12 protein-coding genes and 1 riboswitch are annotated in these 12,530 nt (G+C 65.3%); of the genes, 2 read left to right on the forward strand and 10 right to left on the reverse strand.

Annotation, left to right across the window (positions count from 1 at the left end; translation table 11 throughout):
* Positions 1-109: 109 nt before the first annotated feature.
* The 5 genes from ACFOW6_RS03030 to ACFOW6_RS03050 are packed head-to-tail and all read right to left on the reverse strand — an operon-like array spanning position 110 to position 5,123.
* Positions 110-520, reverse strand: a complete 411-nt coding sequence (locus tag ACFOW6_RS03030) for a F0F1 ATP synthase subunit epsilon (protein WP_382420849.1) — start codon at positions 518-520, stop codon at positions 110-112.
* 54 nt (positions 521-574) lie between these two features.
* Positions 575-1,999, reverse strand: coding sequence for a F0F1 ATP synthase subunit beta (gene atpD, locus ACFOW6_RS03035; RefSeq protein ID WP_382420850.1), 1,425 nt, complete (start codon positions 1,997-1,999; stop codon positions 575-577).
* A gap of 53 nt (positions 2,000-2,052) precedes the next feature.
* Positions 2,053-2,958, reverse strand: a complete 906-nt coding sequence (locus ACFOW6_RS03040) for a F0F1 ATP synthase subunit gamma (RefSeq protein ID WP_382420851.1) — start codon at positions 2,956-2,958, stop codon at positions 2,053-2,055.
* A gap of 36 nt (positions 2,959-2,994) precedes the next feature.
* Positions 2,995-4,524 (reverse strand): F0F1 ATP synthase subunit alpha, encoded by a 1,530-nt coding sequence (atpA, locus tag ACFOW6_RS03045; protein WP_382420852.1) that lies wholly within the window; start codon positions 4,522-4,524, stop codon positions 2,995-2,997.
* Entirely contained in the window at positions 4,524-5,123 is a 600-nt protein-coding gene (locus ACFOW6_RS03050; protein WP_382420853.1) for a F0F1 ATP synthase subunit delta, read from the reverse strand. Before ACFOW6_RS03050 ends, atpA begins: the two co-directional genes overlap by 1 nt.
* Positions 5,124-5,387: 264 nt before the next feature.
* Positions 5,388-5,506: riboswitch (TPP riboswitch) on the forward strand.
* 85 nt (positions 5,507-5,591) lie between these two features.
* Here ACFOW6_RS03050 and ACFOW6_RS03055 point away from each other — a divergent pair.
* Positions 5,592-6,560, forward strand: a complete 969-nt coding sequence (locus ACFOW6_RS03055; protein WP_382420854.1) for an ABC transporter substrate-binding protein — start codon at positions 5,592-5,594, stop codon at positions 6,558-6,560.
* On the forward strand, positions 6,557-7,264 hold the full coding sequence (locus tag ACFOW6_RS03060) for a TenA family protein (RefSeq protein ID WP_382420855.1): 708 nt from the start codon (positions 6,557-6,559) through the stop codon (positions 7,262-7,264). The genes ACFOW6_RS03055 and ACFOW6_RS03060 overlap by 4 nt, the downstream gene beginning before the upstream one ends.
* Positions 7,265-7,299: 35 nt before the next feature.
* On the opposite strand, the gene ACFOW6_RS03065 is transcribed toward ACFOW6_RS03060, so the two are convergent.
* The 5 genes from ACFOW6_RS03065 to ACFOW6_RS03085 all read right to left on the reverse strand — a co-directional run bounded on the left by ACFOW6_RS03065 (position 7,300) and on the right by ACFOW6_RS03085 (position 12,476).
* The gene (locus ACFOW6_RS03065) at positions 7,300-8,271 is read right to left on the reverse strand and encodes an esterase (RefSeq protein ID WP_382420856.1); all 972 of its coding nucleotides are present in this window, start codon (positions 8,269-8,271) and stop codon (positions 7,300-7,302) included.
* A gap of 148 nt (positions 8,272-8,419) precedes the next feature.
* On the reverse strand, positions 8,420-9,400 hold the full coding sequence (locus tag ACFOW6_RS03070) for an HpcH/HpaI aldolase/citrate lyase family protein (RefSeq protein ID WP_382420857.1): 981 nt from the start codon (positions 9,398-9,400) through the stop codon (positions 8,420-8,422).
* Positions 9,401-9,511: 111 nt separating this feature from the next.
* Positions 9,512-10,474, reverse strand: a complete 963-nt coding sequence (gene xerD, locus ACFOW6_RS03075) for a site-specific tyrosine recombinase XerD (RefSeq protein ID WP_382420858.1) — start codon at positions 10,472-10,474, stop codon at positions 9,512-9,514.
* 6 nt (positions 10,475-10,480) lie between these two features.
* Positions 10,481-12,346 (reverse strand): hypothetical protein, encoded by a 1,866-nt coding sequence (locus ACFOW6_RS03080; protein WP_382420859.1) that lies wholly within the window; start codon positions 12,344-12,346, stop codon positions 10,481-10,483.
* Positions 12,336-12,476: a hypothetical protein gene (locus ACFOW6_RS03085; RefSeq protein WP_382420860.1), complete on the reverse strand. Its 141-nt coding sequence runs from the start codon at positions 12,474-12,476 to the stop codon at positions 12,336-12,338. Before ACFOW6_RS03085 ends, ACFOW6_RS03080 begins: the two co-directional genes overlap by 11 nt.
* Positions 12,477-12,530 lie beyond the last annotated feature (54 nt).

Here is a 12,530-nt window from a genome sequence, read left to right on the forward strand (position 1 = left end):
GTTCCACGCGTCCCAGACAGGCCCTCTCGCCCCGCAGCCGGAAACGAAAAAGCCGCCGCTGGCATCCCAGTCACGCGGCGGCTTGTCCGTTGGTCGCAAGAGTGCCCAATCAGAATGTCTCCAGGGCCCGCAGCTTTTCTTCCAGGACCTTCACCTGCTTCGCAGCCGCCGTCCTTTCGATCTCGTTCTTGGCATCCTCGAGATCCTCGCGCGCATCCTTGAGCGCACGTTCGGTTTCCCCGCGGTCGATCTCGTCATAGGCCTCGACACTGTCGGCCAGGACCGTGCAACGCTCCTGGGTCACCTCCGCGAAACCACCGCCAACGAAGATGCGACGGCTGACCGTGCTGCGGTTTTCCTCATAGACAGAGATGACACCCGGACGAACCGTGGAGATCATCGGGGCATGGCGGGGCAGGACGCCGAAGTCACCTTCGACGCCGGGCACCACCACCATCGCCACTTCCCCCGAGTGGAGAAGCTGTTCCGGTGAAACCAGTTCGAACTGTGTTTTTTCCATGATCTTGCCGTCTCTGTCCTGTCTGTCTGGCCTGTGCCGGCGTCAGAGGCGTGCCTACGCGGCTTCCTCGGCCAGCTTCCTGGCCTTCTCGACAGCCTTGTCGATGGTGCCGACCATGTAGAATGCGGCTTCCGGCAGGTGGTCGTACTCGCCTTCCACCAGGCCCTTGAAGCCCTTGACGGTCTCCTCGATCGGCACCTGGACACCCGGCGAGCCGGTGAAGACCTCGGCCACGTCGAAGGGCTGGGACAGGAAGCGCTGGATCTTGCGTGCCCGGGCCACCGTCAGCTTGTCCTCCTCGGACAGCTCGTCCATGCCCAGGATAGCGATGATGTCCTGCAACTGCTTGTACTTCTGCAGCGTCTCCTGGACCTTGCGGGCCACGTCATAGTGTTCCTTGCCGACCACATCCGGCTCCAGGATGCGACTGGTGGAGTCCAGTGGGTCGACCGCCGGATAGATGCCCAGCTCGGCAATCTGGCGGCTCAGCACCGTGGTGGCGTCCAGGTGCGAGAACGAGGTCGCCGGCGCGGGGTCGGTCAGGTCGTCGGCCGGCACGTAGATGGCCTGGACCGAGGTGATCGAGCCCTTGTTGGTGGTAGTGATTCGCTCCTGCAGACCGCCCATGTCGGTGGCCAGGGTCGGCTGGTAGCCCACCGCGGAGGGAATGCGGCCCAGCAGCGCCGAGACCTCGGCGCCCGCCTGGGTGAAGCGGAAGATGTTGTCGACGAAGAACAGCACGTCCTGGCCTTCCTCGTCACGGAAATACTCGGCCACGGTCAGGCCCGTCAGCCCCACGCGGGCACGTGCACCCGGCGGCTCGTTCATCTGTCCGTAGATCAGGGCCGCCTTGGAATCGCCCCCGTCGGTCTTGATGACGCCGGAGTCCAGCATCTCGTGATAGAGATCGTTGCCCTCGCGCGTGCGCTCGCCGACACCGGCGAAAACAGAGTAGCCGCCGTGAGTCTTCGCCACGTTGTTGATCAGTTCCATGATCAGCACGGTCTTGCCGACGCCGGCGCCTCCGAACAGGCCGATCTTGCCGCCCTTGGCATAGGGCGCCAGCAAGTCGATGACCTTGATGCCGGTCACCAGGATTTCCGATTCCGTGTTCTGTTCGGCGTAGGTGGGGGCCGTCTTGTGAATCGGTGACTTGCTCTTGGTCTTGATCTCGCCGCGCTCGTCGATCGGTTCGCCGATGACGTTCATGATACGTCCCAGGGTTTCCGGTCCGACCGGCACCTCGATGGGACTGCCCGTATCGGTCACCTCCTGACTGCGCACCAGCCCTTCCGTGGCGTCCATGGCGATGGTGCGCACGGAATGCTCGCCCAGGTGCTGGGCGACCTCCAGGACCAGGCGGTTGCCGTGGTTGTCGGTTTCCAGGGCGTTCTGAATGTTCGGCAGGTCACCTTCGAACTGCACGTCGACCACCGGTCCCAGGACCTGGGTGATCTTTCCGACGAGGTTCTTGGCCATCGTGTCTGCTCCTTATCGTGCCTATACTGCGATCCAGTGCGACCCAGGCCGCACTACATCGCCTCCTTGGCGGAGATGATTTCAATCAGTTCCTTGGTGATCTCGGCCTGACGGGTGCGGTTGTAGAGCATCGTCAGGTCGTCGATCATCTCTTCGGCGTTGCGGGTGGCGTTGTCCATGGCGGTCATCCGCGCCCCGTTCTCGCTGGCATTGTTCTCGAGGATGGCCTTGTAGATCTGCACCGCCAGGTTGCGCGGCAGCAGGTCCTTCAGGATCTCCTCTTCCTCCGGCTCGTAGTCATAGACGAAACCGCTCTGCTTCTCGGCCTCGGCCTCTTCCTCGGCCTGTTCCAACGCGGCGCTGTGGCCCTCGTCGAACGGCACTAGCTGCTGGCGTGTCACGATCTGGCTGATCGCCGACTTGAAGCGTGCGAAGAACAGCGTGCAGACGTCGAACTCGCCGTCATCGAAGCGCTGCAGCACGTCCTGGGCGATGGCATGGGCCTTGTCGAAGCTGGGCCGCGGCTTGGTGACGTTCTCGACGGTCTCCAGGATATCGTCGGCATACTGACGACGCAGCAGGTCCTTGCCCTTGCGGCCGATGCAGATGATCTTGACTGTCTTGCCCTCGGACTTCAGCTGCTCGATGTGCTTGCGGGCGTCCCGTACGATCGAGCTGTTGAAGGCGCCGCAGAGACCGCGGTCGGCTGTGGCGACGATCAGAAGATGGACATCGTCCTTGCCCGTACCGGTCAGCAGCTTGGGGCCGTTCCCGCCCTTCACCGACTCCGCGAGCGAGCCGAGCATGCGGGCCATCCGCTCCGCATAGGGACGCGAGGCCTCGACCTGCTCCTGGGCGCGACGCAGCTTTGCGGCCGCGACCATCTTCATGGCCGAGGTGATTTTCTGCGTCGACTTGACGCTGCTGATCCGGGAGCGGAGCTCCTTGAGGCTAGCCATATCGCTTCAACCGACTTTCCGTACTGCGGAGATGACTCAGACGTAGGTCTTGACGAAGTCCTCCAGGAAGGACTTCAGCTTCTCGTCCGTCTCGCTGGAAAGATCCTTTTCTTTGCGGATCGTATCCAGGATCTCCTTGCCCTTGTCGTGCAGCTCGTCGAGGAACTTGGCCTCGAAGTCCCCGATCTTGTCCACCGAAATCTTGTCCAGGAAACCACGCACACCGGCGTAGATCACACAGGTCTGTTCCTCGAAGGCCAACGGCTTGTACTGTGGCTGCTTCAGCAGTTCGGTCAGCCGTGTCCCGCGCGCCAGCAGGCGCTGGGTGGAGGCATCGAGGTCCGAAGCAAACTGGGCGAAGGCCTCCATCTCGCGGAACTGAGCCAGCTCCAGCTTGATGGTGCCGGCCACCTTCTTCATCGCCTTGGTCTGGGCGGCCGAACCCACACGGCTCACCGAGAGACCGACGTTCACCGCCGGGCGCACGCCCTTGTAGAACAGACTGGTCTCCAGGAAGATCTGACCGTCGGTAATGGAGATGACGTTCGTCGGAATGTAGGCGGCAACGTCGCCGGCCTGGGTCTCGATGATCGGCAGCGCGGTCAGGGACCCGGCGCCGTGCTCGTCGTTCATCTTTGCCGCACGTTCCAGCAGGCGGGAGTGCAGATAGAAGACGTCACCCGGGAAGGCCTCGCGGCCCGGCGGGCGGCGCAGCAGCAGCGACATCTGACGATAGGCGACGGCCTGCTTGGACAGGTCGTCGTAGCTGATGACGGCATGCATGCCGTTGTCGCGGAAGTACTCGCCCATGGCACAGCCGGTATAGGGCGCCAGGAACTGCAGCGGCGCCGGATCCGAGGCTGTGGCGGCCACGACGATGGAGTACTCCATGGCGCCGTGATCCTCGAGAATCTTCACGAGCTTGGCGACCGTCGAACGCTTCTGACCGATCGCCACGTAGATGCAGTAGAGCTTCTGCGATTCGTCGTCGGTCTGGTTGACCTGCTTCTGGTTGATGAAGGTATCGGTGACGATCGCGGTCTTGCCGGTCTGGCGATCCCCGATGATCAACTCGCGCTGGCCGCGCCCGATCGGGATCAAGGTGTCGATGGACTTGAGACCGGTCTGGACCGGCTCCTCCACCGACTTGCGGGGAATGATGCCCGGTGCCTTGACCTCGGCCTGGGAGCGCTGCTCCGTCTTGATCGGCCCCTTACCGTCGAGCGGGTTGCCGAGCGCGTCGACCACGCGGCCCAGCAGTTCCTTGCCCACCGGAACGTCGACGATGCGGCCCGTACGCTTGACGGTGTCGCCTTCCTTGATGTTCCGGTCCTCGCCGAACAGCACGATGCCGACATTGTCGTTCTCCAGGTTCAGGGCCATGCCCTGGATCCCATTGGGGAACTCGACCATTTCACCGGCCTGTACGTTGTCCAGCCCGTAGACACGGGCCACGCCGTCCCCGACCGAGAGAACCTGGCCGACCTCGGCCACATCGGCGTCGGCGCCGAAGTTCTCGATCTGCTCCTTGAGGATCGCCGATATTTCCGCGGCGCGGATGTCCATCACCCAACCCCTTTCATCGCGAACTGAAGTCTCTGCAGCTTGCTCTTGATCGACGTGTCGACCATGCGGCTGCCAACCTTGACGATCAGACCACCAAGCAGGTCCGGATCGACTTTGACATTGAGCTGCACCTTGCCCCCCACCGACTTGGCGATGGTGTCGAGCAACGCTTTTTCCTGCGTTTTCGTCAGGGACACGGCAGCGGTGACATCTGCACTGATCTCGCCGCGGCGATGCGCCAGCTCGGCAAGATAGGCATCAATGATATCGGGAAGCGAGAACAGGCGGCGGTTCTGCGTGATCACCAGCACGAAGCGACGTGTCAGGTCATCGGCCTCGGCCTTCTCGAGGACCGCCTGCATTGCCTTCGACTGCTGGTCGCGCCCGTAGAGCGGACTGCGGATGAGGGCCTGCAGGTCACTGCTTTCCTCAATCAACTGCTTGAGCCCGCGCAGATTCTCGGCCACGGCGTCGAGGGACTTCGCCTCGTCTGCCAGATCGAACAAAGCCAGAGCGTAGCGCTCTGCCAGACCGTCTTTGGAGGTCGTATTTCCTGCCAAACCCCAGTCGCTCCCCGGAAAGAGAACAGTCGCCGGCATGCCTGGAGCATGCCGTTCTGCCTGCTTTCGCAATAACCCCGTCGCAGTGCACTCTCCGACCCGGACAGCGCGGCTGCGGTGAGACCAAAAGTGAATTGCCTGAAACGGGCTAGCCCCCGTTCGTGCGAGCGGTTGGTATCACAGGGGCCCGGGCAGTGCAAGTCGCCACGGCGGCTTTTCAGTTCCCCCGTCCGGGATCGCTCGGAGAAGGCCCTGCAGCCGGCCTGGCGGCTTGACGCCGTGGCGCTCCGCGAACAGACTGACCGGACTTCCTGGGGGTGTCCTCATGTTTCATGAGGGCTGAGAGTCCGCCGAAGAGACGCGGAAACCCTTAGAACCTGATCCGGATCATGCCGGCGTTAGGGAACGGAAGGGACAGTCCGCACAGGCCATGCAAGAGCAGCTCCGGGCCTGCCTCTCTCCCTCGACCGCACCCGTCGACGCCGGACCATTGAGGGAGTAGATGACGTGTCCCGACTGTTCGCTTTTTTCGCCGGCCTCTTCCTTTTTCTCAACGCGCCCCTTGCCCACGCGCAGGAGGACGAACCACTCGAGGTCCTGCTCGACTGGTTCATCAATCCCGATCATGCCCCGCTGATCGTGGCGCAGGAAAAGGGGTTCTTCGACGACGCCGGAATCGAGGTCCGCTTCACCGAACCGGCGGATCCCAACGATCCCCCCAAGCTGGTGGCGGCAGGCCGGGCCGACCTGGCCGTATCGTACCAGCCGACGCTGCACATCCAGGCCGCCGCGGGGCTGCCGCTTACCCGAATCGCCACCCTGGTCGCCACGCCACTGAACACCCTGCTGGCCCTGGAGGATGGCCCCGTGAAGGAGATCGCCGACCTGAAGGGCCGCAAGGTCGGTTACTCGGTCGGCGGAGTCGAGGAGGCGGTACTCGGCGCCATGCTGGCCCGCCACGGCCTCGGTCTCGAGGATGTGGAACTGGTCAACGTGAACTTCTCCCTCAGCCCGGCGCTGCTGAGCGGCCAGGTGGCCGCCGTGATCGGCGCCTACCGGAACTTCGAGCTGAACCAGTTGCAGCTGGAAGGCGCCGAGGGCCGGGCCTTCTATGTCGAGGAGGAAGGCGTGCCCGCCTATGACGAACTGATCGTCCTGGCCAACAGCGACAAGCTCGAGGATCCGCGCCTTCCGGCCTTTGTCGAGGCCCTTGAGCGCGGCGTCCAGTACCTGGTCAATCATCCCCAGGAAAGCTGGGAGCTCTTCGCCGATTACAAGGACGACCTGGACGACGAACTGAACCGACGCGCCTGGAGCGATACCCTGCCCCGCTTCGCCCTGCGCCCGGCAGCCGTGGACTGGGATCGCTACCGCCGCTTCGCCGCCTTCCTGGAAGAGGCCGGCATCATCGCCGATCCCCCGCCGCTGAGCGACTACGTTACCGACCTGTCCCGCGAACAAGGAGAGCGGCCATGACTGTTCCCGAAAGCTTCCAGGCCTTCCTCAACGAAAACCCGGATGCAGCCTTCCACGACTGGCTGCGCGAGTCGGCCGAACCCTTCTGGACGAAGGCCACGGCCCATCGCTTCACCGAGGAACTGGCCGAGGGCACCCTGGACCCGCAGGTCTGCGCCCGCTACCTGGTCCAGGACTATGCCTTCGTCGACAGCTTCGTCAGCCTGCTGGGGTACGCCGTGGCCTATGCCCCGGCCATGCCGCAGAAGCGGCCCTTCGCCGGTTTCCTGGCCGCCGTGACCAGCGAGGAGAACGACTATTTCCTGCGTTCCTTCCAGGCTCTTGGCGTGCCCGAAACGCAATGGCGGGACCCCGAGCTGGCTCCCGTGACGGCGGAACTGCTCTCGGTTCTGCAGGACTCGGGGCGCAGCGGCTCCTATCCCCAGGTCCTGGCGACCCTGCTGGCGGCGGAATGGAGCTACCTGACCTGGGGCCTAGCCTGCGGCGATCGCCGGCCGCAGGCGTTCTGGATGGCGGAATGGATCGACCTGCACGCCCTACCGGAGTTCGAGGAGTTCGTCACCTGGCTGCGCGACGAGACTTCGCGCGTCGGCGCCGCCGCCACACCGGAGGTCCAGCAGCAGATGTGCCGCACCTTCCGCCACATGATGCAGCTGGAGGAACGCTTCTTCGATCATGCCTATGATCCGGAGGCGAGGCGGTAGAGACCGCCCGCAGCGTTCACTGGCCGCAAACCCGGTCAGGAGGCCCGGCCTTCCTGCCGCTCCATCCAGTCCAGGATCAGCCGGGCAACCTGACCCGAGTTCCTGTCCAGCATGGGAAGGTGCGTGTTCCCGGTATGGCCGAGCTGGGGCAGGTCGAGCACCTCGACCTGCCCGCCGTTCGCACTCACGGCCTCGGTGTAGTGCTCGGCCTCAGCCCGGATCTTCGGCCAGCGGCCAAGCGGGTCCAGCGCGATATTGTCGCCCCAGACCACCAGCTGGGGGATCCGGCGGGTCCGCTCCGCCGCCTGCCCCATCGCCAGGGGCTCGACGGAAATCAGCATCTCCACATGATGCGGGTGGCGTTCCGCATAGGCGTGGCTGTACTTGCAGCCCGCAGAATGGGCGAGCAGGACGAATGAGCCGATGCGCGCCTGCAGCGCCTCCAATGCCTCCATCACCCCTTGCCCCATGGGCAGCCAGAAAGGGCTGAAGCGGCTGGCGAAGGCCGGCCACTGTTCAATGGGAAACTGGCAGTTCGGCAGAAGCCTCAGTTCGGGATCGTCCGCGCGCGCCTCCGCGTCTGCCGCAATCCTCATGGTCCCGAGCGGCGTGTCGAAGCTGAAGCATTCCGGCTCCCCGTCGCGAAACCCCTCATACGGCAGGAATCCGGCCCGACCGCGTTCGGGAGCATCCGTATTGTAGACGTCGTGGCCTGCATGCGCGAAAAGGTTGACCCAGCCGGGGCGGCCGTCAGGAGTGGTTTCGAAGGTGGTTCCCGAAAGGCCGCCGCCATGCAGGAAGACAACCGGAACCTCCGAGCGGCGCGTTTCCGGCAGCAGATACTGCACGTACATCTGATCCGCCAGATAGCGGCCATTGCGATCCCACGGCATCGGCGCTTCGGGATTGCCGGTATCCACCATGCGGACATCCTGGCCGGACAGTTCGAGCCTGCGACCTCCGACATGGAACGAGCCGAAATCGCGAAGTCTCAGTGGCTCACTCATGTCGTCCTTCCCGCCTGTTGGGTCTCGCCTGTCAGGTCCCCGCGATCATGCCCGTGATCCTGGTGGAAGGCAGGCCCGGAAAGCAAAGACCCCGCGGCATGATGAACTGCCGCGGGGTCTATGACCGTCTTGCTTCGACGTCCGGACGTCAGCCGGCGTCGGAGATCTGCTTGGCCTTGTTGACCAGGTTCTCGGCCTGCTTGATGGAGGCGATGTCGATCAGGCGGCCGTCGAGGGTGACCGCGCCGCGGCCTTCCTTCTGGGCCTGCTCCATGGCAGCCAGGATCTTGTTGGCGCGCTCCACGTCCTTTTCGCTGGGTGCAAAGAGTTCGTTGGCCAACTTCAGCTGCGAGGGGTGGATCGCCCACTTGCCCTCACAGCCCAGCACGGCCGCACGCAGCGCCTGGGCCTTGTAGCCCTCCGTGTCCTCGATGTCGCCGAAGGGCCCGTCCACGGGGCGCAGTCCATGGGCGCGGGCGGCCACGACCATGCGCGCGATGGCATAGTGCCACATGTCGCCCCAGTGGAACTCGCGGTTGCCGCTTCCTTCGTCATCGGTCAGGACACCGTAGTTCGGGTTCGGCCCGCCGATGTTGGTGGTCATGGCGCGCGTCGAGGCGGCGTAGTCGGCCACGCCGAAGTGCAGCGATTCGTTGCGCGTGCTGGCGCCGGCGATCTCGTCGACGTTGGCCATGCCCAGGGCGGTCTCGATGATCATTTCGAAGCCGATGCGCTTCTTGCGACCGACCGCCTGCTCGCATTGGGTCACCAGCATGTCCACGGCATAGATGTCCGCTGCCGTGCCGACCTTGGGGATCATCATCAGGTCCAGACGCTCGCCGGCCTGCTCGATGATGTCCACCACGTCACGGTACATGTAGTGCGTATCCAGCCCGTTGATGCGCACCGAAATGGTCTTGTTGCCCCAGTCCAGGTCGTTCAGGGCCGAGATGATGTTCTTGCGCGCCTGCTCCTTGTCGTCGGGGGCCACGGCATCCTCGAGGTCCAGGAAGATCACGTCGGCCGGGGCCTCGGTCGCCTTCTCGAGGAAACGGTAGTTGCTGCCCGGAACCGCCAGCTCGCTGCGGTTCAGGCGGGCGGGCGCCTGCTCGATCGGTGTAAAGCTCATCTCGGGTCCTTCCTCTTCTTTGATCCGGTTGTGCCGTGACTGTCGGGACAGCAGGACGGTTATGGCAGTTCATGATATGACTGTCGCGTTTAGCAAGTGGTATTACCAATTTCAACCATCCTGCCCTTCGCCCTTGAACGCGCGCGCCAGCGGATGATGGCTGCGCACCAGGGACCTGAGCCGCTCGTCAAGTACGTGCGTGTAGATCTGTGTCGTGGAAATGTCGGCATGCCCCAGCATCTGCTGGACCGAGCGGAGGTCGGCACCATGGGCCAGCAGGTGGCTGGCGAAGGCATGGCGCAGCACGTGCGGCGAGACCTTCGACGGGCTGATGCCGGCCTTGACCGCCAGCTCCTTCAAGAGCTGCCCCACACGATGGCGCGTCAGGTGTCCGTTGGCCGAGCGTGAAGGGAACAGCCAGCGATCCTGTCCCGGGCGGCGCAGGAAATGGCCTCGCACCGCCTTGTAGGCCGACAGCGCCTCGCCCGCCGACTCGTTGAGCGGCACCATGCGCTCGCGCCCGCCCTTGCCGCGCACGATCAGCACCTGGGGATCGCGGGCCACGGCGGCATAGGGCAGGCTGATCAACTCACTGATGCGCAGGCCCGTGGCATAGAGCAGCTCCAGCAGCAGGTTGAGACGCAGTCCCTCGGGCGTCTTGCCCTCCTGGGCCGCGGCCAGCAGGCGCTCGACCTCCTGCTCCTCCAGGACCTTGGGCAAGCTTCGTCCCTGGCGCGGCGATTCGAGTTTCAAGGCGGGATCGTCGCCGCGGTGACCTTCCGTGAAGAGGAAATGGTAGTACTGCCGCAGGCTGGACAGGCGGCGCGCCGTGGTCCGGGGTGCCATGCCGGCCTCCGCGAGCTGCGAGAGGTAGGCACGCAGGTCCTCTGCCGCGGCCTCGGGCAGCCTGACGCCGCGGCCGTTCAGGAAGGCATCCAGATCGCAAAGATCCCGGCGATAGGCGTCCAGGGTGTTCAGGCTGGCCCCGCGTTCGGCCACCAGCATCTCAAGGAAAGCCTCGTGCGAGGGCGCCAGGGACACGGCTGCGGCCTTGCGTCCGGGCCTCCGGGCCATGGCCTGCTAGAGCCCCCGCCCCACCAGCGCATGCATGGCCAGCAGCCGCGCCTCGCGGGAAAAGCCCAGTTGCGACAGGGCAGTCAGTGCGTCACCACGCCCCCGCGCGGAGCCCTGCCCCTGGTCCAGCGTCCGCAGGCTCAGCAGGATGCCCTCGCCGCGGCGATCCTCGCGTACGGCGCGGCGCAGCTGCGCGCTCGCGGTGTCCAGGCCAGCGGCACCGCTCACCGAGGCCTGCAGACTTTCGTACAGGCGCTGCAGGGACCGTGTCTCTTCTCGCCCGGCGCCGCGGGACACACGCCGCTCGGCCCAGTCGGTTGCCGTCATTCCCACCTCCGGCTCCTCCATACCGGCCAAACGGAACAGGGGCCAGAGGCTGGCCAGCTCGCCCCGGGCTTCCGCCGTATTGCCGTTGCGCTGCAGCAGTTGCACCCAGGCGTTCGCCATCTCGAAGCGTCCGGCCAGCAAGGCGGCGCGAACAGCAGTTGGTGCCAGCCAGGACAGCGCCGGTTCGGGGCCGATACGCTCCAGCACGGGCTGCACGATCTGCGTGACCTGGGGCTCCAGTCCGGCCTCGGCCGCCGACTCCAGCAGGGCGCGCAGGGCCTCGCCGCGCGCCTCGGGCGCATTGGCCCGGCGCATGGCCTGGTAGAGCAGGGCCCGTGCTTCACCCCCATCCAGTTCCGCGGCCCGGCCCGTGGCGTTGCGCAGATCGCTGTCCGTGAACGAGAGCGCGCCATAGGCTTCGCCCAGAAGGCGCAGCGGCAGGACACCCCGACGCGCCGCCTCTTCAGCCAGGTCCACGCGTCGTTCCGCTTCCAGGCCCGGCAGCGTAACGGCCGCCGCCATGAAGTCGGCAGACAGGCCGTCGCTCACCAGCGCCGAGCCGGCCTGCATTTGTCGCAGCAGCGCCAGGTCCAGGGCCGAAGGGCCGGAGATCCGCGGCACCTCGCCAACCCCCAGTGCCGCGTCGGCCAGGTTCAGGAAGGTCGTATCGCTGTTCCCGACCTCGCGCTGCAGGCCGATGCCGATGCTTGCGGCCGAGTCCTCGCCGTTGCGGATCTGGCAATAGATCTGGGCCTTGGGCCAGAATTCCCGACTGCGATGCAGGGAAAGCGCACGCCGCACCATGGGACAAACAGCATCCGGCTCCTGCGCCAACAGGGCGGCTTCCACCTGCAGGCGGGCCAGCTCGGAAGAGCGCTCGAGTCCCGGAATCTGCACCAGCAGGTTCACCAGGTTCTCGTATTCCCCCAGCGCCAGAAGCAGGCGGGCCCGCTCGATCAGCAGGTCCGGCTGGCCATCGCGACGGCCGTCCGCGGCGGGCGGCTGGGCCGAGGACAACAGCAGGCGCCGCAGCAGCCCACGAGCCACCGGGCTGCTGGGTCGCGGCTGACTGTTCAGCAGTCTGATGATCTCCCCGCGCTGGCTGCCACGCCAGAGATCCAGTCCCAGCCCGCCGTCCCCGGCAGCCAGCGGACCCAATGTCTCCGGGAAACTGTCCTCCAGTTCGTCGACCAGGATGCCGCCGCGCAGGCGCGTCCTGCCGTCGGCCGTTCCGTCTCCGTCGTCGGGGATGACTCTGTCCCGCCTCTCCGTCCCGCTCGGCGCCTGCCAGCTGTCCGGACTGCGGGTCCCCTGGTCGCTGTCGGGCAGGGACCAGCTGTCCTGCCGGGTGCCCTCGCGCGGTGTTGAGCGCTCCGACTGCCCCGAATTGCCCTGGGGGAAGAGGTCGCGTGGACCGTCCTGGGCCAGGACGGCAGGGGCAAAGCACGCTGCCACTATTGCCACACCGGCGGCAGCCACGAGACAGCGGGCACCATGCAGCAGGCGTGACAGGCCGGCTGCGTCGGGGTTAGCCTCAGCGGGCAAAACGATCCTCCGGAACTTCCTTCTCGATCCGCTCGGTGGGCGGCGGTATGTCAACGGCCATGAGCGCGACCCCACCTCCGACGACGAGAAGAAGAAAGAGAAGAATAAGTACGACGCCGACTCGACCCATAAGGACTTCCCGATGTATTGATGGAGGGTGGGAGATTGAACTTCACGACCAGCC

The organism is Fodinicurvata halophila (assembly GCF_042651425.1).
Taxonomy (GTDB): Bacteria; Pseudomonadota; Alphaproteobacteria; order Kiloniellales; family DSM-21159; genus Fodinicurvata; species Fodinicurvata halophila.